General features: G+C 67.7%; 14 protein-coding genes. 3 read left to right on the top strand and 11 right to left on the bottom strand.

Annotated elements, in window-relative coordinates:
- The first annotated feature begins 22 nt into the window (after nt 1–22).
- A complete protein-coding gene (locus ACM0PB_RS19775) occupies nt 23–1,339 on the top strand; it encodes an NCS2 family permease (RefSeq protein WP_005415248.1) in 1,317 nt (438 codons plus the stop codon).
- Between the two features lie 83 nt (nt 1,340–1,422).
- Complete coding sequence (locus ACM0PB_RS19770) at nt 1,423–2,427, top strand: DUF4434 domain-containing protein (protein WP_414604876.1); 1,005 nt, start codon at nt 1,423–1,425, stop codon at nt 2,425–2,427.
- On the opposite strand, the gene ACM0PB_RS19765 is transcribed toward ACM0PB_RS19770, so the two are convergent.
- The 8 genes from ACM0PB_RS19765 to ACM0PB_RS19730 form a co-directional block, all read right to left on the bottom strand.
- On the bottom strand, nt 2,421–5,255 hold the full coding sequence (locus ACM0PB_RS19765; protein WP_414604877.1) for an NfrA family protein: 2,835 nt from the start codon (nt 5,253–5,255) through the stop codon (nt 2,421–2,423). The genes ACM0PB_RS19770 and ACM0PB_RS19765 overlap by 7 nt on opposite strands.
- Nucleotides 5,252–7,399, bottom strand: a complete 2,148-nt coding sequence (locus ACM0PB_RS19760) for a glycosyl transferase family protein (RefSeq protein ID WP_053498095.1) — start codon at nt 7,397–7,399, stop codon at nt 5,252–5,254. The genes ACM0PB_RS19765 and ACM0PB_RS19760 overlap by 4 nt, the downstream gene beginning before the upstream one ends.
- A gap of 6 nt (nt 7,400–7,405) precedes the next feature.
- The gene (locus ACM0PB_RS19755; protein ID WP_414604878.1) at nt 7,406–9,607 is read right to left on the bottom strand and encodes a hypothetical protein; all 2,202 of its coding nucleotides are present in this window, start codon (nt 9,605–9,607) and stop codon (nt 7,406–7,408) included.
- Nucleotides 9,604–10,788, bottom strand: coding sequence for a non-hydrolyzing UDP-N-acetylglucosamine 2-epimerase (wecB, locus tag ACM0PB_RS19750; protein WP_329889121.1), 1,185 nt, complete (start codon nt 10,786–10,788; stop codon nt 9,604–9,606). Before wecB ends, ACM0PB_RS19755 begins: the two co-directional genes overlap by 4 nt.
- A 266-nt stretch (nt 10,789–11,054) precedes the next feature.
- Nucleotides 11,055–12,089 (bottom strand): fimbrial protein, encoded by a 1,035-nt coding sequence (locus tag ACM0PB_RS19745; RefSeq protein WP_053498090.1) that lies wholly within the window; start codon nt 12,087–12,089, stop codon nt 11,055–11,057.
- Nucleotides 12,080–14,644 (bottom strand): fimbria/pilus outer membrane usher protein, encoded by a 2,565-nt coding sequence (locus tag ACM0PB_RS19740; protein ID WP_329889120.1) that lies wholly within the window; start codon nt 14,642–14,644, stop codon nt 12,080–12,082. The genes ACM0PB_RS19745 and ACM0PB_RS19740 overlap by 10 nt, the downstream gene beginning before the upstream one ends.
- Before the next feature lie 92 nt (nt 14,645–14,736).
- A complete protein-coding gene (locus ACM0PB_RS19735) occupies nt 14,737–15,465 on the bottom strand; it encodes a fimbrial biogenesis chaperone (protein WP_065179815.1) in 729 nt (242 codons plus the stop codon).
- 85 nt (nt 15,466–15,550) lie between these two features.
- Nucleotides 15,551–16,090: a fimbrial protein gene (locus ACM0PB_RS19730; RefSeq protein WP_005415238.1), complete on the bottom strand. Its 540-nt coding sequence runs from the start codon at nt 16,088–16,090 to the stop codon at nt 15,551–15,553.
- A gap of 459 nt (nt 16,091–16,549) precedes the next feature.
- Between ACM0PB_RS19730 and ACM0PB_RS19725 the strand changes: the two genes are divergently transcribed.
- Nucleotides 16,550–16,915, top strand: a complete 366-nt coding sequence (locus tag ACM0PB_RS19725) for a fimbrial protein (protein WP_049414538.1) — start codon at nt 16,550–16,552, stop codon at nt 16,913–16,915.
- Nucleotides 16,916–16,925: 10 nt separating this feature from the next.
- Here the strand turns inward: ACM0PB_RS19725 and pncB are convergent, their stop codons facing one another.
- From pncB to ACM0PB_RS19710, 3 genes are all read right to left on the bottom strand, one after another.
- Complete coding sequence (gene pncB, locus ACM0PB_RS19720) at nt 16,926–18,104, bottom strand: nicotinate phosphoribosyltransferase (protein WP_005415236.1); 1,179 nt, start codon at nt 18,102–18,104, stop codon at nt 16,926–16,928.
- Between the two features lie 108 nt (nt 18,105–18,212).
- Complete coding sequence (locus ACM0PB_RS19715; protein ID WP_053498088.1) at nt 18,213–19,052, bottom strand: glycosyltransferase family 2 protein; 840 nt, start codon at nt 19,050–19,052, stop codon at nt 18,213–18,215.
- Nucleotides 19,049–19,900 (bottom strand): glycosyltransferase family 2 protein, encoded by an 852-nt coding sequence (locus ACM0PB_RS19710; protein ID WP_065196237.1) that lies wholly within the window; start codon nt 19,898–19,900, stop codon nt 19,049–19,051. Before ACM0PB_RS19710 ends, ACM0PB_RS19715 begins: the two co-directional genes overlap by 4 nt.
- Between the last annotated feature and the right edge of the window lie 233 nt (nt 19,901–20,133).

Below are 20,133 nucleotides of genomic sequence, written 5' to 3'. Positions count from 1 at the left end.
CACCTTAGTCGCGAGAATCTCCATGTCCCTGTTCGAGCGCATGTTCCAGCTGCAGCAGCACGGCACCACCGTGCGTACCGAGCTGCTGGCCGGCATCACCACCTTCCTGACGATGTCCTACATCGTCTTCGTCAACCCGGAGATCCTCGGCACCACCGGCATGGATGCGGGTGCGGTGTTCGTGGCCACCTGCCTGGCCGCCGCGCTGGGTTCGGCGGTAATGGCGCTGGCGGCCAACTTCCCGGTCGGCATGGCACCGGGGATGGGCCTGAACGCGTTCTTCGCGTTCACCGTGGTCGGCGCTGCCGGCCTGCCGTGGCAGCAGGCGCTGGGGGCGGTGTTCATCTCCGGCCTGGTGTTCCTGGTGCTGTCGCTGACCGGTGTGCGGGCATGGCTGGTGTCGGGCATTCCTTCGTCGCTGCGCTCGGCGATCGTGGCCGGCATCGGCCTGTTCCTGGCGATCATCGCACTGCAGAAATCCGGCGTGATCGTCGGCAACGAAGACACGCTGGTGGCGCTGGGCCCGTTGAACACGGCGCCGCCACTGCTGGCGCTGGCCGGTTTCCTGTTGATCGCAGTGCTGGAAGCACGCCGGATCCGCGGCGCGATCCTGATCGGCATCCTGGCGGTGACCGGTGCGGGCTGGGCATTGGGCGACGTGCAGTACCAGGGCCTGGTTTCGCTGCCGCCGAGCCTGGCCCCCACCTTCCTGCAGCTGGACCTGCCGGGCCTGCTGCACCATGACGGCGGTGCGCCGATCGCGGTGTTGCTGCAGGTAGTGCTGGTGTTCGTGCTGGTGGAAGTGTTCGATGCCACCGGCACCCTGTATGGCGTGGTCGGTCGCGCCGGACTGCTGAAGCTGCCGGGCGCGCAGAAGCGCTTCGGCCGCGCGTTGCTGGCCGACAGCACCGCCATCGTGGCCGGTTCGGTGCTCGGCACCAGCAGCACCACCGCTTTCGCTGAAAGCGCCTCGGGCGTGCAGGTGGGTGGCCGTACCGGCCTGACTGCGCTGGTCGTATCGGCGCTGTTCGTGGCCGCGCTGCTGTTCTCGCCGCTGGCGGCGATGGTGCCCAGCTATGCCACCGCACCGGCGCTGCTGTTCGTGGCCGGCCTGATGCTGCGCGAACTGGTGGAAGTGGACTGGAGCGACCTGACCGAATCGGTGCCGGCCGCACTGTGCGCGCTGGCGATGCCGTTCACCTACTCCATCGCGAATGGCCTGGCGTTTGGCTTCATCGCGTATGCGGCACTGAAGGCCGGCACCGGCCGCTGGCGCGAAGTGCATCCGGCGGTATGGCTGGTGGCGGTGCTGTTCACCCTGCGCTACGCGTTGGAGTAAGCACACGGTGGTGCCGGCCAGCGGCCAGCACCACCGGTCGCTGGGTTCACCTGCTGCGCACGGTGCTCTGGGATGATGCGGGCATGGTTGCGCCCGTCCTTCCCGCAGATCCGTCTTCGCCGTTGCGCCGCCGCCTGCTGCGCGCGGCCGTGCTGGCGCCGTTGGCCGGTACGCTCGCCACCCTGCCCGGCTGCTCGCTGCCGGTGCAGGTCGACGGCACCTTCCTGCAGCCCTGGCGCAGCCACCTGCAGTGGGGACTGGCCGACTGGCAGCGCTCGTTGAAGCTTGCACATACGCTGGGCTGCCGTCAGCTGGTGCTGCAATGGACCGGCATCGTCGGCGGCAGTGACGACGACTGGTCACTGCCCGACGGCAGCCTGCAGCAGCTGTTCAGCGCCGCCAGCGAGAACGACATCCGCATCCGCGTCGGACTGCCCTTCCAGCGACGCTGGTGGCAGGTGATCGGGGCCGACGATGCCACGCTGCAGGCGTTCCTTGCCGACAGCCTGGAGCATGCACGCCGCTGGTTGGCACAGGCGCCCTGGGCGCAGGTACCCGCCTTCGAGGGCTGGTACCTGCCCTACGAGCTGGAGCAGTACCACTGGGCCGATCCGGCACGCCAGCAGTGGCTGGCGCAATGGCTGCACGGGCTGGCAGACGCCGCCCGCGCGCGCGGCGGTGACTGCGCGATCTCCTGCTACTTCAGCCGCCTGCAGACCGACGGCAACCTGGTCACGCTGTGGCAGGCAGTGCTGGCACAGGCCACGCTGCGGCCGATGGTGCAGGACGGCGTGGGCGTTGCCGGCGCCGGCAACGTGCAGCAGCTTCAGCCGTTGCTCGATCACTTCCACGCGCACGACATCGGCTTCGATGCGATCGTCGAGCTGTTCCGCGAACTGCCCGGCAGCGCCGCTGATGGCAGCGGGTTCAAGGGCGAGACTGCCGATGCCGCGCGGATCCAACGGCAGCTGGCGTGGGCACGCGACAGCGGCGCACAGCACGTGCTGGTCTATGCGCTGGAGCCGTGGCTGACCCAGGACACGCCGCAGGCGGCGGCGCTGCGGCGGCGGTGGGGGTTGCCTCAGTAATATAGGATGGCGGTGGCGAACAGGCCCTTGGCGCGCTGCGTATCACCGCCACCGATCGCAAAGCGGTACTGCACGGTCAGGTCGAGGTAGGAACGCGGCGTGTTGTAGCGGTCCTCGCGGAACCAGTAGCGCACGCCCAGGCCCGGCCCCGCGCCAAGTGACCAGCTGCGCTGCGTATCGTTGAGCGCGAACGACTGCGACGGGAACAGCGGGTAACGGATCTCGCGCACGCGCGAGCGCTGGTCCAGCCAGTCCGCCCCCACCACCAGATACGGCGTGACCACCCAGTGGGTCTGCCCGGCGCCAAAGCGGAAGCTGCGTCCGGCGCGCAGTTCACCGGCCGCGAACCACTGTTCGCGATGCAGGCGCCCGCTGGCATCGCCGATCCGCCGCACCGGTATGCCGTTGGCATCGAGTGCATCGAGCGTGAAATGCGCGCTGTTGTCATCCCATGTGTAACCGCCCTGCGCGTAGCCGCTGACCATCCACCACTGGTTCACGTCGGTGCGCAGGTCGGTACCGTGGTAATAGCCGTAGGTCAGGTAGGACATCCAGCCACCGGAACCGCTGGCCAGGCGGTAGCGGGCCAGCGTGCTGGCTTCCAGTGGCGGGTTCAGGGCCAGCTGCAGGCTGCACTGCACGGCCGCGGACGCGGGATAGACATCGCCCGTGCGGGTGGCGCTACCGAGAAACTGGCGGCGCTCGATGCCGGCGCTCAGGCCGGTCTGGCCGAAGGCGTAGCGCATGCCGAACGAGGCGATGGTGGACGGCCAGCCGGTGGTGGAACGCGAGCGGCTGAGACGGTCGGCGCGAGCACGTGCGTCGGGTGTCGATTCGCCGGTGCACGGGTCCACTGCGCGGATCGATTCGTAGGTGCCGCCCTCGTCGTACAGCGTGTTGAGCAGCCGGGTGTACAGCTCCAGCGTGCCATGCTGGTCATTGAACGCCGGGGGCCGCCAGAACGCTTCCAGCGTGCTGAACACCGAATCGCCCGACGTACTGATCGCCGCGCCGCCGACATTGGTCGCGGCCTGGCGCGCGCCGCGGAAACCGGCCGAGGCGATCACGCCCCACTCGCGCGAATAGTTGGCGATGGCATTGCGCACGTTGTAGCGCTGATGCGCATCCAGAGGCAGCTCACCGGCGTCGGCGCGATCAATGGCGCTGCGCAGCAGCGACACCGCCTGCGGATGATCTCCGTTGGCCGCACTCGCGTACGCCTGGTCGATCACCACGCTCTTGGGTGCCTTGCCGGTGGCCTCGGCGGCACGGAAGTCGGCCAGTGCGCGCGCCGGTTCACGGGCCTTCTGGTTGAGGTAGCCGCGTTGCATCAGCGCCACCGCGTCATCAGGGTGTTGTGCCAGCGTCGCATCCAGGCGCAGCCGCGCTTCGTCCTGCTGGCTGCGGTTGCCTGCCGCCAGCGTGGTGGTCAGCAGGCCTTGCAGGTCTGCATCGTCCGGTGCGAGTTGCACGGCCTGCCTTGCCTCACCGATGGCCTCGGCAAAGTCCTGCCGCGCGTAGGCTGCATATGCGCGCTGTGCGGCACCACCGTCGCCCTGCAGGTCAGCCGGCATCAGCTCGCAGACATTGCCGGTGCCATCCGACTGGCAATGCTGGAACGGCGCCGGATAGGCCTGCGCACTCATGCGCGGACGCTCGCGACTGGATCCGGTCGCCCTGGCGCGCTGCTCGATGCCCTGCTGCAGCAACTGCTGCGCGCGAGCATCGCCCACATCCGTGGGCAACGCCGCCTGCAGCGGCGCCAGCAGTGCAGCCGCACGTATGCGGTCCCCAGCGGCCAATGCCGCATCCACGGCCAGCAGGCGCACGTTGCGCTGTTGCGTTGTGGACCCCGGCATGGCAAGCGCGGTGTCGAAGTCCTCATTGGCAAGCACGGTCTTGCCCAGGCGCTGGCGCAGATAACCGCGCATCACCCGGGCATTGAGATCGCCGCCGTCGGCCTGCAGTGCCTGGTCGGCGCTGCGCTCGGCGTCGGCCAGCTGCCCCTGCTGCAGCTGCGCGGTGATCAACAGCAACCGGTACGAAGCAACATCCGGCGCAAGCTCGACGGCGGCCCGCGCCTGCGCGACGGCCGCCGCATCGTTCTGCGTGGACAGCGACTGGTAGGCCTGCTGGGCCTGCAGCAGCGCGCGCTGGCGGGCCAGCGCCACGCGCCGCGCGTGCAGTTCCTCGACGTTCGGTGCGCCCAGCTGCAGCGCCGTGCCGATGGCCGCGTCGGCCAGTTCGGCCTGTTGCTGTGCTTCCAGCGCCGCCACCCACAGCATCGCCCAGGCGCCCTGCTTCGGCTGCTGGCGGAAGGCCTGCTCGGCCTTGCTGGCTGCTTCCCGCATGCGCCCGGCGTCATAGGCAGCATAGGCCTCGGTGGCCAGCGTGTAGGCCTGCTGCCTGGCGCGGTCTGCGCCGCTGCCGGCCGCGCGCGGTGGGGAGGGGGCGCGCCCGCCCCTGGCATCCGGGGGCGTGCTGCGCGCAGCGGTGGCAGCGGCCAGTGCCGGCAAGGCCGGATCCTTCAACCCGGCATCCAGTGCACGGCGCGCCTGCTGCTGCGCCTCCGCCGACCGGCCCAGTTTCTGCAACGCATAGATCTGCAGCAGGCGCAGCCGCACCACGTCCGGGCGCAACCGGACAGCTTCGCTGGACTGCTGGTAAGCCGCTTGATAGTCGCCGCGCTCGTAAGCGGCGAAGGCCTGCTCGGCGATGCGGTATGCAGCGCCGGACAACGGCAGCGGCGCATCGGCCTGCGCCAGCACCGGCGCGGCGGCCGTGGCCAGTGCCACGGCAATGACGGTGGACAGCAGCGTGGTCTTCATGCGGGCAAGGCTCCGGGAGGCGGCGACTGCAGCGCGGCCGCACGCCGGCGCTGCTCCTGCATGGCCTGGGCCACGGCCTCTTCGGTAGTGATGCCCTGCTTGACCAGGTAATCGCCAATGCGGCCATCGCGCTGCGGCTTGTACGCATCCAGTGCGATCTCGAAGCGCGCGTGGTCGATCAGGCGCATCTCCACCAGCAGGTCGCCCAGCAAGGGCACGTTGTCCAGCTGCCAGTGCTGGTCGCCGCCGATCAGGCGCAGGCCAGCGTTGATTTCGCTTTCGCGGGCGATGCTCTGTTCGATGTGTGCGCTGCGGGTTTCCTGCTTCAGCAATGCCAGCGCGTCTTCGGGCAATGGGCTGGCCACGGCCAGCCGCAGTGTCTGCTGCTGCCGCGGCGGTAGCGGCAGCATGCGCCACTGCACGCAGGCATCGGCGCTGACCGGGAATGAGCCCGCGCGCAGGTAGTCGACGTCGATGACCGCACGCGGCAGGTCGCCCTGGAAGGCGATGGCTTCGGCCAGGGTTTCATCATCCAGCCAGCCCTGGGTTAGCAGGATGCGGCCCAGCGGCTGCCGCCGGCCGGCATGCTGCTGCGCCAGCGCCTGCTGCAGCCGCTCCGGTTCCACCGCCTGCCAGGTGGTCAACAGCTCACCGAGCTGCTTGCGGGTCTGCACCAGCTGTGCCGCATCGGGGAAGTCGTGCATGGTCTTGTCCCAGACCATGCGCTTGCCGAACAGCAGGTAGGCCAGGAACACCTTCCATGCGCGGGCGGTGGCCATGAAGTTGATCATGTTGCCGACCACCATGCGCGGGATCGACATCAGCGCATGCTCCCAGCCGTACAAGCGGTTGACGAAGTAGAAGCGCTGCACGACGCGGGTCGCCAGCGCCGCCGTGGTCAGCAGCGCGACATTCATCTGCCAGGTACCGGCCTGGAACACGCTGGGGAACTGCATCGTCCACACCCCGGTCGCCTTCAACAGCCAGAACAGCAGCAACTGCAGGAAGATGAGGTAGGCGATGATGCTGACGAACGAGGTGATGATGCCCTTGCGATCGCGCGCCAACAGGTACTTGGTAGCCAGCGAACCGCGCCAGCCCAGCGACTCCCAGCTCTGCAGGCCGATGCCCAGCACCCAGCGCGCCTTCTGCCGGTACGAGGCGCGGAAGTTGTCGGGGAAGTACTCACGCACGCACAGTGCCATCTGCTGGGTGCGCTCGCGCACCGGCCCCCAGCCGAACCAAGACGGCCGGCGCACGCGGAACTGCACCGGGAAGCGGGCGAAGATCGACTGCATGCCCATGGCTGCCAGCCGCGCACCGACGTCGTAATCTTCGGTGAGGCTGTCGGTGTTGAAAGGCTGGTTGTCGGTCTGCGCGCTCAACGCCAGCAGCGCACGCCGCGAAAAGCAGGTGCCGACGCCGGCCGACGGCACCATGCCGGACACGCTCTCGCGCACCACCAGGTCCTTGGCGTGCCATTCGGCGAACTCGTCCATATAGACACCGGCCACCAGTTCGTACCATTCGCGGTCCAGCGAGGTGACCGGCAGCTGGATCATGTCCTTGCGCGGCAGCAGGTAGTTGTAGAAGCGCAGTTCCATCGGGTGCAGCACGTCTTCGCTGTCGTGCAGGATCACCCCGGCGAACTCGATGTCGTGGCGCTTCTCGTAGTCGAAGATCGCCAGGATCAGCCAGTTCAGGCAGTCGGCCTTGCTGGTCGGTCCGTCATGCGGCACCTCCACGCGACGCAGGCGCTTGTAGCGACGGCGCATGCGCTCGACTTCGTCGATGGTCTGCTGGTCGTTGGGATAGGTGCCGACGAACACGACGTACTCGCGGTAGTCGAGCACGTTGATCATGTTCTCGACCATCTGCGCGATGACGTCGTACTCCATCCACGCCGGCACCATGATCGCCAGCGGCTGTTCCGGCCGCTGCAGCAGGTCTTCCTGGGTCAGCGGCCGGTACGCGTCGCGGCGCTTGACGGTCAGCGCGCGCCAGCTCTCGCGCACCCAGTACCAGACATCGATGAACAGATCATCGAGGCTGGAGATCAGGATCAGCACGGCCACCGCCGCCGCCGTGGTTTCGAGGGCGGCGTAGTAGTTGGCCAGCTGGATGTTCCAGAACAGACCGTCCACGGTGGATCAATGTCCTGCGTTGGCGGACTTGCGGCGGCGCACCTGAGTGACGCGGGCGGCCAGCAGCGCGAATACGATCACGCCGACCAGCAGCAGCAACCAGACCATGTGCCGTTCCCACTTCGATTGCGGATTGCCATCGTGCGCGAGGCGCGTGCCATAGGGATCCTGGCGGTCGAACTCGCGCACGACGTCAGTGCCGTCAAGCACGGCAAGATCGCCGCGCAGCAACCGGAACGGTGCGCTGAACGACGGTGCCTGTGCACCGAGGTCGCTGTAGAGAACGCCCAACTGGCCGCCGGACGATCCCACCTGCACCACCGCGGCGTGATCCAGGCCGCTGACATCCAGCAGCGGTTGCGACGTGCCACCGACCCGCAGGTGGCCGTCCTTCTGGCCGGCCACATCGACACCGCCCGGTGCAACGCCGAAGGCCAGCCATGGCGCGCCCGGGCTGACCGCGGCACCGGCATCGACCACCTTCAGTTCCGACGCCTCCGGCGAGGCGCCCACTGCACTGGCCACCGCGATGACCTTGCCCAGCGAGGCCGGTGCATCCTGCAGCCAGGCGCCGGGCACGAACACCTGGTTGCCGCGTGACAGCTGGCTGCTGGCACCGACGAAATCACTGCCCAGCGAGCGCCTGGCCAGGGTCAGGTGGCTGCTGGGCAGGATCGAGACTGGATAGCCGGTCGCCGGATCGTGGCAGTAGGGGCGTGCCGGTTGGCGCAGGAAGCTGACACGGATCTCGTTGCGCGCCGACAGCGCGTAGGCCGGTACCTTGGCCACCAGCCGTTGCGGTTGGCCGTTGGCCGACAGCACCTTGCCGCCCAGCAGGTAGTCGTTGAGGTAGATCGTGGCCACCGCGCCCTGACCCGCCGCATTGGGGGCCGCCGAGACATCGATCACCACTTGCTCGGGCAGGCGGCCATCGGCCGACAGCGTGCCCAGATCGAAGCTGGCGCTGCGGTCGGCGCGGGTCACCACATCCATGGTTCCGGCGATGTTTCCGAGCCGGCTCAGCAGTACCTGGTCACCGTCCAGTTTGGGCGTTCCTGCTGCGCTGACCTGCAGGCTGCGGCCCAGCGCATAGCTGCGCCACTGTTCGGCGAACAGTCCGGCCACCTTGCCCGCTGCCGCCGGGTCGACCACCAGCGTCGGACGGCCCGCAACGGCCACCACGCTGACCGAAGCGTTGGCGGCGGGCTTCTCCAGGCCGCTCATGTCAGTACCGCGCCACGCAGCAAACGCTGCGCCCGCATCGGTGCCCGCCGCGCCGACCTGTGCGGCCAGCGCATCCAGCGCCGCGCGTACGCCGGCGCGCAATGCCTCGCTGCCGATCATCACATCGGCGGCAAGCGGCCCGCTGTCACGCAACGACAGCAGCGCCCCCACTTCGGCCAGATCCTTGATCGCGTGCACGCGTTCGCCCGTAGCCAGCGCTGCATAGGCCGGCACGCCCTGCAGGCTGGCCGGGACGCTGATGCCGGCCAGGTCGACGCTGTCGCCGACCTTGGGCAGCGCCACCACCTGCACCTGCTTGCCGCCGGCCTGCAACGCGGTACCAATGCGCCAGGCGGCATCATAGGTTGGCGCCTGCAGCGCCTTGCCCTCCACCAGCAGGCGCACCCGCGGTGGCAGCGCGCCCCAGGCCTTGGCGACGGTATCCACGGCACGCCCATCGAAGCGGTAGCTGAAGCGCGAATCCGGCGACAACCGCAGCACATTGGCCGGCGCGCTCTGGTCGGCACATTGATAGTCGGACACGATCGACCACCAGCCGACACCGACCCGCACGAAGCCGTTCTGGCGGGGTTCGCCATCGATGGCCAGCAGCTGGCTGGCATCGCCCTGGGCATCGGTGATCGAACGCGCGGCGACCGGATCGCCATCCACCGACCACAGGCCTGAAGTGCGCCCGGCGTGGCCACGCACATAGCGCCCATCGAGCTGCAGCTGCGCATCGCGGGTGGCAACGCCGGCCGGCACCGGCAGGTAGACCTCGCGCTGGCTCTCCTGCCCACTGAGTACCAGCGGCTGGCGGAAGCCGAGTTCGCGCAGGGTCATCTGCCGGCTCACCGTGCTGTCGCCGCTCCATTCTGCGAACTGGCCGGCGACGCTGTCGGCGGCGTGGGCACTGCCAACCGCGCACGACAGGACGAACGCGGCGGCGGAAACAAACAGGGGACAGCGGCCGGTCTGGCTCATGGCGTCACTTCATGGAGAGGGTGGTGGGCGGCACCGCCGCTGCGGAGACCGGGCGAGAACTCGGGAAGAGGAGCGCCACGCAGGGCGGCGACGATGCGGGCGCTGGCGCGGCCATCGCCATAGGGACTGCCATCGGGGTCGAAACGGGTCGGCTGCGGTGGCTGTGCCAAGGCCGCATTGACCCCCTCGACGATGCGCGAGGGCGTGGTCCCGACCAGCGTCACCACACCGGCCTCGACCGCCTCCGGGCGCTCGGTGACGTCGCGCATCACCAGCACCGGCTTGGCCAATGCCGGCGCTTCTTCCTGCACGCCACCGGAGTCGGTGAGGATGACGTCGGCGCGCTGCATCAGGCGCACGAAGCGCAGGTAGTCCTGCGGCGGCACCAGGTGCACGTTGTCGAGGTTGCCCAGGTGTGCGTTGACCGGTGCCTGCACGTTCGGATTGAGGTGCACCGGGTACAGCACCTGCAGGTCCGGCCGCTGGGCCAGTTCGGCCAGCGCACGGCAGATGTCCTCGAAGCCCTGGCCGAAGCTCTCGCGGCGATGGCCGGTGACCAGCAGCAGGCGGCGCCCGGGGGCGAGCATGTGGAAGGGTTCGTCAGCCTGGGCACGCAGTGCCGGGTCGGCATCCAGGCGCTGCACGGTCTGCTGCAGGGCATCGATGACGGTGTTGCCGGTGACCAGGATCTGACCGCCCAGATGCTCACGGGCCAGGTTGGCGCGCGAGCCGGGAGTGGGTGCATACAGCTGATGACCGACCACGTCGATCACCCGCCGGTTCATCTCCTCCGGCCATGGCCGGTTGATGTCGCCGGTGCGCAGGCCGGCCTCGACATGGCCGATCGGAATGCGGTGGTGGAACGCGGCCAGGGCGGCGGTCATCGCCGTGGTGGTATCGCCGTGCACCAGCACGCGATCCGGGCGGACCTGCGTGTAGAGCGCGTCAAGCCGCTCGAACAGCCTGGAGCACAGGCCATTGAGGGTCTGGTTGGGCACCATGACATCCAGGTCATGGTCGGCGGTGATCTCGAACAGCGACATCACCTGGTCGAGCATCGCCCGGTGCTGGCCGGTGATGCAGACCACCGATTCGATGTCCGCAGCCTCGGCCAGGGCGCGCACCAGCGGCCCCATCTTGATCGCTTCCGGTCGGGTGCCGAACACCGACAGGACCTTCACCGGGGTGCTCCGGAAGGACCGTACTGGAGAATGCCAGTAGCTGTAGCCACGTCTGGATCCTTTCGGCGTTCCCGCCCAATGCCCGCAGGCAGGAGACGGTCACCTCATGAGGAAACTCCAAATTCGCGACGTCCATCACATTAGATTGATGGTACGTGCGTCGTGGCACTGATCTTCATCGTTGGAAGATCAAGACGCAGTCAACGCCGCCCGTGGGACGGGCGACGTTGCGGCGGAACGCAGCAGGGACAGCCGCCCGGGCGGCCTTACTCGTACTGGATGGTGAAGGTGGCCTGGCCGTTCGCGACACCCGCACCCACCGTACCGGCCTGGGTCTGCACATAGCGCGCGCGCAGCGGCAGCGCCATGACGCTGGTCCCCGGCGCGGTGGTGCCGACGTTGATGGTCTGGCCGAAGCGCACTTCGCGCTCGGTGGTGCCAACGCGCTGGACCATCTGGATGCCGATGCGGGTGGCGCTGTTGCTGGCTGCGCTGAGCTTCAGCACACCCGGCATGTTCGAGCTGTCCTGGTCGGCATCGAGGCGGATGCCGATCTTGCTCTGGTAGGCGGCAACATTGCTGCCCTGGCAGTTCAGGCGGATCTCGAAATCACGATCGACCGCGCGCGAACCGACACCGGTGAAGGTGGTGTTGGGCACGCTGCCGAAGTCGACGGCGATGTTGCGGCTGCCGGCCTGCACTTCGCAGGTCGGGCTGACCACGGTGGTGCCCGAGCCCTTGAAGGTGGAGGTCAGCACCGGTCGGCCGGCGCCATCACCGTCGAAGTAGTACGTGGTGAAGCGGCCGTTCGGCGCGATCACGCCCGAGCCTGTCTGTGCCGCAGTCTTGATCAGCTGGATGCGGAACGTGCCTCCGACCAGCGAGATGGTGCTGTTGCTGGCGAAGTTGATGGTGTGCGGATAGTAGGTCTGGATCGCGCCGGAGTCGCGGTACAGGCGGATGCCCACGCCCGCCACATCGGTTTCATAGACGTTCGAGAAGCCGGCCACCGGACGCTTCTGCGCGGCGTTGACGTACTCGCCGATGGAACGGCCACCGGACCAGTCGCAGCGTGCCACGCTGTTCTGCTGGTTGATCGGTTCGCTGATCTCCTTGATCACGCCACCGACCGGCGTGCTGGGCAGGATCACGATCTGGCCCATGTCCATGGTCACGTCCTGCGCGGTGAACCAGCTGGACTGGATGCGGCACGACGCGCTGGCCTGCTGTGCCAGCAGTGCGCCACCCAGCAGTACAAGGGCCGTCAGCGCCTTGCGGCCACGGGAAGAAATCATCGGCATGCTGCCTCCAGCGGAATGAAGCCGGTCTTGGACGCATCGGCGCCCGCCGGAACCTGGTAATCGATGGTGCAGCGCTGGTCGGCACCGGCGCCCCACTCCACCAGCAGGCGGCCCTGGTTCTTTTCACTGCGCACGTACAGGCGGCCGCCCTGGCTGACCATGCCGACCGGCTGGCCCTGCTCATCCTTGACCTGTGCACCGAACGGCATGCTGCGGCCATCCGGGTTGCGTACCTGGATCAGCAACGCGTTGCCCTTGCGGGTATCGAAGCGCAGGTAGCTGATGGCACCGGCGAACGGTGCGATCGACTGGCTGGTGCTTTCCAGCTCGACGTCGTGGGCCATGCCCTGCGGATCGAGGGTGACGGTGTTGAGGCGGTACGGCGACACGTACGGCACCACGGCGTAGCCGCGGCCATCGACGCGCAGGCCCGGGGCGTTGCTGACGATCGCATCGCGCGCGCCCGGTGCCTCGACCAGCACCATGGTGTCGCCACGCTGCGGGGTGAAAGTGAAGCCGCCCGGATGCACCACCACGCTGCCGTTGGCACCGACGGAGGCCTGGCGGAAATCACGCGAGTGGCTGTAGGTGGCATTCAACGCGGAGTAGCGGCTGCGGTATTCGGCATTGCCGACCGCCGTGGTGCCACCCTCGCGGGAATCGGACAGGGCCACGCCGTAGCTGAAGTTGTTGTCGACGCCGGCCGAACCGGTGATGCCGACGCGGCTGTTGTCGTAGCCACCGCGGTCGCGCACGCCCAGATCGGCACTGAACGACACCGGGTGGGTACCACGGCCCAGCGGCACGCTCATCGACAGCAGGTACTGGGTGTCGGAACGGCCGAGCACGCCTTCTTCGGTGCGCAGCGCCGAGAAGCCGTAGTTCACCGAACGCCAGGCGTTGTTGTAGCCCACCTGGTACTGCTTGGAGGTGCCGGAGCGGTCATAGAAGTCACGCACCGAACCGGTCACGTACAGCGCACCGCCACGACGGCCCAGCGGCTGGTTCAAGGTCACCTGGAACTGGCTGCGCTGGCGACCACGGGTGGTCGGATCGATGCCGCGCTTGTCCGAGTCACCGCCATACAGCGCGTCCTGCAGGCTGTAGAAACCTTCGGTCGAGTAACGGTAGGCGGCCAGGGTCAGGTTGGTGCCGGTCTCACCGATCATGTTGCTGTAGCTCAAGCGCACGCTGGCGCCGGTGTGGCTGCCGTAGTGGTCGAACGAGGTGCGTGCATGGGTGACGTCTGCCGCGAAGGCACCGACCCGCGTGGACAGGCCGACACCGTACAGCAGCGACAGGTAGCCATCGCTCAGCGCGCTGCCGCCGTACAGGGTCAGCTGGTTGCCGATGCCGCGCTGGTAGGTGCCCTGCACCAGCCAGGGTTCGTCGGCCAGCAGCTTGTTGCGCACCTGGCCGGCGGTCAGCGAGTAACGCGACACGCCTTCGCGCAGCATCTGCGGCACCGAGCCGAACGGCACCTTGAATTCGCGGCGGCGGCCATCGGCCTCGATCACGCTCACTTCCAGGTCGCCGCCGTAGCCGGTCGGGTACAGGTCATCGATGACGAAGTTGCCCGGCGAAACGGTGGAGGAGTAGATCAGCTGCTGGTTCTGGCGCACTTCGATGCGTGCGTTGGTCTCGGCGATGCCGCGCACCACCGGCGCGTAACCGCGCAGCGAATCGGGCAGCATGCGATCGTCGCTGGCCAGGCTGGCACCGCGGTAGCCGATCGAGTCGAACAGCTCGCCGGTGGTGTAGGCCTCACCAATGGTGAGCATGCCGCGCACCTGCGGGATGCCGCGCTGTGCGTAGGTGGCGATGCTCTGCCAATGGCGGCCGTCACCCTCGGACCAGGTCAGGTTGGAGTCGTGGCGGAACTGCCAGCCACCCAGGTTCAGGCCGGCATTGAGGCCGAGATAGGCACTGCGGTTGCGCTGGCCACCTTCGACACGGCTGTTGCTGTCGATGGCATTGAAGCTGTAGCCGACGAAACCGGCATTGATGCCGCGGTCCCACAGCGCCGGGTTGACGTAGCCGCGTGCCTCACGGCGCAGGAACACCTGCGGGATGCTGAGGTCGTAGCGCAGGTTGCCGCTGTCGTAGACACCATAGGCGTTGGCCATGCGCTGCTGCACCGGCACGCAGCTGGTCGTGTCGGTCGGCAGCGTCGGGTCCTGCTGCAGCAGCACGGCCTCGCTGTCCACGCCCATTTCTTCCAGCATCGGCAGCGGCAGGCAGGCGTCGACACGGCCCTGTGCATCGGCCTTGAACTGCAGGTCACGACGGCCCTGCCAGGCACCGTTGACGTAGACATCGACACGGTAACTGCCGGCCACCATCGGGTTGCCGTTGCTGAAGGCAGCCAGGTCGACCTGCTTGGCCTGGCCGGACAGGAAGCTCGAATTGAACTGGGCCGATTCCGGTGCACGCGCGTTGGCCGCACCACTCTGCGCCATCAGCGCCTGTTCGCCGAGATTGGCCGGTGCAGCCAGCGCCCATCCTGGGCAGGCCGCGCCAACAACCAGCAGGCAAAGCGCCTGATGGATCGACAATGTCAATCTGTTTCCGATCACACTGACATTCCTTCAATTCGCCGCACGGCGGCGGTGGCGGGATGCGCAGGCCCTTGGCCGGCGCGGCGCGTTCAGCTCCCGGTGCTGTCGAGGCGGACGGTGTGCTCGACCCGGCCGCCGTAATCGTTGATGGTGATGAAGCGCACCTGGTTGGTGCCCGCCGGCGCGGCGAACTCCAGGCTCTGCTTCGGCGCGACCATCGCGCCCTTGTCCTCGACGGCCTTTTCGCCGCTGCCGGTCACGGCATGCACTTCGGCCAGAGTGACGTGGAAGGGGCTCGGGTTTTCCACCCGCAGGCGGTCGCCATTGCGGGTCCAGCGCAGCGCTGCCGGTGCGTCGTTGGCGACGCCCTTCAGGCCCTGCGGCCGGTAGAAAAGCTTCAGGCGCGAACGGAACGCAACCTGCAGGTAATTCTGGTCACCACTGTCGGCGTTGTCCGGCGACGGCGGTACGTCCAGCACATTGAGCCAGAACACCGTCTCGCGATCGGTCGGCAGCTGCGCGCCGGAGAAGATCAGGCGCAGCGCCTGGCTGCGGCCCGGCTCGACGCGCGCGATCGGCGGCGTCAGCACGAACGGAGCATCGCTGGTATCGGCGGTCTGGTTGGCGTCGCCACTGTCGATCCAGGCCTGGACCAGTGCGGGCGAGTCGCCCACGTTGTCGACCTGCACGGTGACTTCGCGTGCCTGTGCCGGGTAGATCACCCGCGTGCCATTGACCACCACGCCGGCCAGTGCGTTCTGGCAGAGGGGCAGCGTGAACGCTGCCAGCAGCAGCGCCCGGGGAAAGAGTGCTTTCATCGGAAGTACTACGCTCGAGGGGTGTGGCCAAGGGCCGCGGAGCACTGGCCGGCGCGTACGCCGGCCAATGCGGGTACGGCTACGATCAGTTGTAGATGATCGTGTACTTGACGCTGCTGGTGACGTCGCCCGGGGTGGCGGCGGCAGTGGCGTAGTACTCAGCGTAGTAGTTCAGGTCGGCCGAGCCGTCGGTGCCGACGGTGACCCACTGCGAGTTGGTCTGGGCCAGGCCAGCGCCAGCCGCCTTGATCGGGAGGAACTGGTTGTTCGAGCCCAGCAGCTGCAGCTGCACGTTGGTGGCAGCGTTGGCCGAGGCCTGGTTGACCAGGCGGCCGCTGTTGAAGTCGACGGTCGAACCCGGCTCGAAGTAGGTGGCGACGTTGCCGGCGCTGCACTTGGTCAGGTTGATGGCGAACGGGGTACGGCCCGCAACGGCACCGGCGGTAGCCAGGGTGTTCTTCGACACGGTCGGCAGGGTCACGGCGAAGTCCTTGCCGCCCGGGGTCGAGATGGTGCAGGTCTTGTCGGTCACCTTGCCATTGAAGGTGATGGTGCCGTCGGCGGCGTTGGCGGCCAGCGGAGCGGCGGCCAGCATCAGAGCGGCAATGAGGTTGATCTTGTGCATTCGCTTTTACCTAACCCTACTGAAGAGATGAGAAGTAGAGGAGGAAGCAAGGAGCACTGCCGGGCTAACAAGACCCATCCTTGCGTCTCACCTGTGGCCGGACTCGGACATACCTTCCCCTGAATCCGTGACGCAAGTATATGCACAAATGTGATGAAAGTCTCATTATTTTTCTGAACGCCAATTCATTGACGCTCTGAATGTGACGTGATAGGCGGAATCTGCGCCTGGGAGGCGTGAAAGATTTGACGACGGGGCCGCCAGGTCGCGGCCGACCGTGGATGACGCGTTGAGAGGCGCGTTCGGCAGGCGCGGAAACAGGCCTTTTTCAGCCGGAAATCGCCTTATTTGATGCGCATCACTCTTTCTTGGTGATGGCCCTAGCAGATTCGGATTTGTCCTATTAAAGGCGGATCGAACCTGTCGCTAACTAGGACACACCGAACCAGAGAACGTGTCATGAGGAATTCCATTCTGCTGTGTGTGGCCCTGATGTCCGTCAGTGCGCTGGCCCAGGCCAGCAGCGGCAGCATCCGTTTCAGCGGCCGCATCGCCGAGCCGGGCTGCACGACGAACCTGTCCCAGGGTGAGCTGAGCCTGGCGGCCTGCCCGCCGTCGGCCAAGGGCTCGACGGTGGAAGTGACGGCACTGGCCGATGGCCAGGCCGCGACGCTGCGCGATGGCAAGCGCCAGGGCCAGAAGCTGTCGGTGTCGGCCAGCGCGATGCGCGCCGGCGATATCGCCTTCTCCGAGCGTTACAGCGTGCAGGCTTCGAAGCAGCAGCCGCTGCAGGGCGCCTACCTGGTGGTGGTCGACTACCTGTAAGCCGACGTATTTACGCCGGCGGCAGCTCGAAGACCTGGCGCAGGTAGGCCAGGTAGCCCGGGTCGTCGCACATGCTCTTGCCCGGCGAATCGCTGAGCTTGGCCACCGGCTGGCCGTTGCAGCGGACCATCTTGATGACGATGTTGAGCGGTGTCGGGCCCAGGTCATTGGTCAGGTGGGTGCCGACACCGAACGCGACCTGGCAGCGACCGCGGAAGTAGTCGTACAGGCGCATGACCTTGGCGATGTCGAGCCCATCGCTGAACACCAGCACCTTGCTGCGCGGATCGACCCGGCGCTGCTGGAAGTGCGCCAGCATGCGGTCACCCCAGTCGAACGGATCGCCTGAGTCATGGCGCACACCGTCGAACAGCTTGCAGAAATACATGTCGAAGTCGCGCAGGAACGCGTCCAGGCCGACCACATCGGACAACGCGATGCCGAGGTCGCCGCGGTACTCGCGCGCCCAGGATTCCAGTGCCGCCACCTGCGAATCACGCAGGCGCGGGCCGAGCGCCTGGAACGCCTGCAGGTACTCGTGGGCCATGGTGCCGTGCGGGGTCATGCCGTACAGGCGCGCGAAGTGGACGTTGCTGGTGCCGACCAGCTGCGGGCCGAGCGCGTCGCGCAGCAGCGGCAGCAGCCGGGCATGCCAGTCACGCGAGTAGCGGCGACGGCTGCCATAGTCGGCGATGCGGCATTGTTCGAAGCCGGGGGTATCGCGCAGCAGCGCGGCCTTGGCCTGCAGGCGGCGCTCGCCTTCGGCGAAGTCGGCCGTGGTGGTGTTGCGGAACCAGACTTCGTTGATGATCGCCAGCAGCGGCACTTCAAACAGGATGGTGTGCAGCCACGGGCCGGTGATGTCCAGTTCGATCTCGCCGGGCACGGCCGTCGACGCACGCAGTTGGATGTACTTGCGGTCGAGGTGGAACAGGCCGAGGAAATCGGCGAAATCCGGCTTCACGAAGCGCAGGCCACGCATGTAGTCCAGCTCCGCGTCACTGAAGCGCAGGCTGCACAGGTGGTCGATTTCTTCGTCGATCTGGTCGATGTAGCGGGCCAGGTCGATGCCGGGCGTACGGCACTTGAACCGGTACTGCACCTGGGCGCCGGGGTGCTGGTGCAGCACCGCCTGCATCATGGTGAACTTGTACAGGTCGGTGTCGAGCAGGGACTGGATGATAGGCATAGGGCGGATTATGCGCCCGGCAGGGTGAACCGGGGTGCCTCCGGCCACGCTCGGCTCACGGGGAACAGCATTGGTAGATCCACGCCATGCGTGGATGCTCCTGCGGCGCTACAACGACCTGCGCAGCAGGCGCGGCACCAGCATCGCCGCATGCGCCCAGATCGCGGCCCACACCGCAACGCGTACCGGCAGCGAGCGCTGCCTGGCCTCGAACTTCTGGAAGTAACGCCACAGCCCCCTGTGCTTGTGCCATTCCACGAAGAATGGCCGCGAACGGCTGGAGACGCCGCGCACATGGGTAACCTGCAGGTCGTTGGCGATCGCCACCACCGCGCCGGCCTCGCGTGCGCGACGGCACAGATCCAGGTCTTCGGCATGCAGGCGGTAACCCGCATCCCAGCCACCGATGCGCTCGAACAGGGTACGCGGCATCATCAGCAGCGCACCGGACAACGCCGGCACCGGCTGCACGGCCTGGTGCGGATCGCGCGGAACCGCCAGCTTCGAACCCTTGCCCGGCGAGCGCAGCATCAGCAGGAAATCCGGATCGCGACGGCGCACCGCTTCATCGGCGTGGCCGTGCTCGTCCACCTGCTCCACGCCCAGCAGGCAATCGCCCAGCACCTCACCACGGCTGCGCAGTTCGGTCAGGGTGTCCGGCTCAATCATCAGGTCCGGGTTGATGAAGGCCAGCCAGGGGCTGTGCGAGTCAGTCACGCCCTGGTTGTTGGCGGCGGCAAAGCCGGGATTGTCCGGATTGCCGACGAAGCGCACGCGCGGGTCATGGCTGGCGTGCCGCTGCACGATGTCCAACGTGCCATCCAGCGAACCATTGTCGATCACCCGGATCTCGGCGATGTCCTGCGCCTGGCGCAGGCGCGACAGGCAGGCATCGATGGTGCTGCCACTCTGGTAGGTGACGACGATGGCGGCAATGGCTGCATTCAAACGGGAGGCTCCGGCGCGGGCGGGACGAACAGGTCGCCCTGTTCCTTCGGCATTATCGCCTGCCGCATGCGCTGCTGCAGGTCGGCACGCAGACCGTGCAGTGGATCGTGCATCAGGAAATCGGCCAGCCGCGGCACCCAGGCCGGCCAGCGCGCGGCCAGGGCCTCCAGATCGCCATCGCGGCTGACCGCCTCTCCTGCCCGGCCGACGAACGCGGTCTCGCACAACACGTTGCGCCACCCCAGGCCCGCCATGCGCAGGCTCAGGTCGACCAGCGCGGCATTCCAGCCGGCATAGCTGTCCACGTCCAGGCCACCGGCACGGCGGCGAGCGTTGCCACGTACCAGCACCGCGTGGGTGACCGCCGATGGCAGCTCCGGGTGAAGCGTCGGCAACGTGGCGCAGGTATGCGCCAGCAAGGCCGGGTCATGGGGTTCGGGATTGATCTCGCCCAGCCGTGGCCACGCCGCGGTCTCGCCGGCATTGCACCAGGGGGTCGCGGTGGCAATGGCGGCATCGCGGGCGAAGGCATCCTGCAACTGCTGCAACCAACCGGGCGACGGCACGCTGTCCGGCGCCAGCACGGCCACGTCCAGGCCATCGCAGGCGCGCAGCATCTCGTCCAGATGGGCAACCTCGCCCAGTGGGCGCGCGCGCCGGGTGTACTCGGCCTGCAGCGGCGTATGCGCCAACCAGTGCTCGACCACGGCCTGCGCACGCGGCCCTGCCTGCGCGTCATCGGCCAGCCAGACCGCGGTGCCCGGCGCGGTGCCGGCATCCAGTGCGGCCAGGCAGCGGTCGAGCGCGGCATCGTCCACGCACAGCGGCAACAACACGATCGCCCCCATCCCGCCTCCGTGGTTGTCGGTGGCCACAGCGTAGCACCGGGAGGGTATCGGCCGGGTTGCACCCGGCACCCGCGGTAGTGCCGGCCGCTGGCCGGCAGCAGCCGAAGCAGAAGCTGGGTTCCTGCGGGATGGCGGGGTGGGTCCGGTTGCGGGGGACGCCGTAAACCCATCCTTGGTGGCTTGGCCGCGGCATCCATGCCGCGGCCCCCCCCCCCGACCCGACCCACCCCGCC

This window comes from Stenotrophomonas sp. AR029 (assembly GCF_047520695.2).
Taxonomy (GTDB): Bacteria; Pseudomonadota; Gammaproteobacteria; order Xanthomonadales; family Xanthomonadaceae; genus Stenotrophomonas; species Stenotrophomonas sepilia.
Note: the sequence above shows the minus strand (reverse complement) of the source record. Positions and strands in the feature narration are given on the sequence as shown.